The following is a 2,498-nucleotide window of genomic DNA, read 5'->3' on the forward strand; positions in this document are numbered from 1 at the left end:
CCGGTTCAGGATGTTCACGTAGGTCGAGTCGCCGAGCTTGCTCGCGGCCACGGCCGTGCCGAAGTAGCGGCCGCTCTGCTGGGCCGCCGCGGCGAGCGTGGAGGCGGCACCGCTGGCGGGCGACGCCGTGAGGACCACCGCGCCCGCAGCCGCGGCTACCAGTGTCGACACGAGTGCGACTCGTGAGACTGACTTCGCTGTCAGCGTCATGTTTGGCGCTTTCTGAGGAGCACCCGCGCGGTCGCGGGTGGGAGGTGGGTTGAGTTGGGTGGAAGCGGTCGGAGATCCGCTCGGTGCTGGTGGTCGAGGTCCCTCGGCCATCCCCGTTCGCTCCGAAACGTTAAGAAGTATTAGTCGAAACAGTTTGGGCAATCAAGGCTCAACCCACCTCGGCCCACGGGCGCGTTTGCCAGCATGAACGTCGGTGAGGTGATCACTGTGGATCTTGGAGTCGCACCAAAAACGCAGCTCAAGGGCGTGGTTAACCGGTTCTGTCCGATGCCGATCTTCGAGTGGCAGATACCGACGAACCGGTCGAAAATTTCGAGAATATTCGAAACTACTTTCGCAAATTTCGACTGTCAGCGCGCATCGATTCAGATCGTTGCCGAGGCGAACGGCCCTGCGCTCGGCGTCCGATCGCCGCAGCGTCCGATCCGGTCCGCAAAAGCCGGAGTGGCGGCCCCGGCGAGCCCGACAGGGCCGCGCTGGGACCGCCACCCGGGACGGTGCACCCGTGAGGGTCAGGGAGTGGTCAGGTCGAACTTCCGCACGGTGACTGAGCCGCCCAGTGACTGGGTGGCGTAGTTGAAGATGCCGAAGCGGTAGCCCATGAAGAACTGCCACGTGTTGTTGAGCGTGAGGTTCGAGCCCAGCGGGGTGAAGTTCACGCCGTCCGTGCTGTAGGAGAAGCGCGCGACGCGGTTCGACCCGGGTTGGATGTCGGCGTTGGCCCTCAGCCAGATCCGGCCGCCGCTGACCGCGGCGCTCGCGACCTCGGTGCCGGTGCTGGTGGTGCGCCAACTCCCGTCCATGGCCAGGCCGTTGGTCATGACCACGCGGGTCTGGCCGTTGTCCCGTCTCACGCCGATCCACGCCGAGGACTGGCGAAGCATCGCGAGACCGGTCCGGTCGCCGTCACGCATCGTGCTGTAGTCGATTTCGACGGTGCCGGTGGACGTCGGTCCCTGGATGCGGTGGGTGAGGGTGTTGCGGGCGGCGTAGAGGTCGTTGGTGACCGTGGCCGTCTGCAACGTCAGCCCGTTGTTGACCGAGTACTTCGAGGTGTCCGGGTCGTGGTTCCACTCCCACTGCGGCCCCAGCGTGGTGCCGCTGAAGGTGTCGGCGCCGGTCAGGGGCTTCACCGGTCGGGTCGGCAGCGGCGACGGGTAGTTCACGCCCCACCGGCCGTTGACCGTCTGCAGCGTCGGCCAGCCGTCGGAGGTCCAGGTGATCGGGGCCAGCGCCGGGACGCGACCACCGGGGTAGGCGTCGACGAACGACATGTAGTACCAGTTGCCGTTCTGGGTCTGCACCAGGCCGCCCTGGTGCGGCACGCCGCCGCCGGAGATCGGGCCCGGCAGGTCCAGCAGCACCTGCCGCATCGTGTACGGGCCGAACGGGCTGCTCGACTTCAGCACGTACTGGCCGTTCGCCGGCCGGGTCAGCCAGATGTAGTAGCTGCCGTTGCGCTTGTAGAACCGCGAGCCCTCCAGCGTGCCGACGTTCGACGGCGTCTGGAACACCTGCTGCGAGCGGACCTGGGTGCGCCCGTCGGCGGAGAGCTGGGCGACGCTGATGGTCGAGTTGCCGTACGCGACGTACATCGTGTCGTTGTCGTCGATCAGCATGCCCGCGTCGTAGTAGCAGTTGTCGATCTGGGCGTGCCGGTTCCACGGACCTTCGACGTTGGTCGCGGTGTAGATGTAGGTGTCGTTGAAGTCGATGCAGCCGGCCCAGTAGTACGTGCCGTTGCTCGGCCGGTACTGCAGGGTCGACGCCCAGATGCCGTTGACGTAGGCCCGCTGCCCGTTGGTCAGGTCGTACTTGCTGCCGAAGTCCAACGACGGCACCGAGTGACCGGCGAACTCCCAGTTGACCAGGTCGTACGAGCGCAGGATCGGCGCACCGGGGGAGTAGTGCATGGTCGACGCGGTCATGTAGTAGACCTCGCCCACCCGGATGACCTCCACGTCGGCGAAGTCCTGCCACACCACCGGGTTGGTGTACTGACCGGACGGCTGCTGCGACGTCGTCGTGGTGGTCGTGGTCGTGGTGGTGGTGCCGCCACCGAGCCGGACGAGCTGCCACTGCTGGTTGGTGCCGCCCCAGTCGTTGTACTGGACGATGTTGCCGCCGTCGGCGGTGGACGCGCCCTGGACCTCGACGGCCTTGTTGCTGTTGCGGTTGATCAGGCGCACGTAGCCGCCATCGGAGTCCGCGAGCCGGAACTGCTGGTTGGTGCCGTTGCCGTCGGCCCATTGCACGATGTTGGCGCC

1 protein-coding gene is annotated in these 2,498 nt (G+C 66.4%); it reads right to left on the reverse strand.

Going from position 1 to position 2,498, the window contains the following annotated elements; translation table 11 throughout:
• Positions 1-743 precede the first annotated feature (743 nt).
• The coding region (locus AB0G02_RS35190) for a family 43 glycosylhydrolase (protein WP_360803257.1) at positions 744-2,498 on the reverse strand (1,755 nt) is incomplete at its 5' end.

The sequence above is a fragment of the Actinosynnema sp. NPDC023658 genome (assembly GCF_040639995.1).
Taxonomy (GTDB): Bacteria; Actinomycetota; Actinomycetes; order Mycobacteriales; family Pseudonocardiaceae; genus Actinosynnema.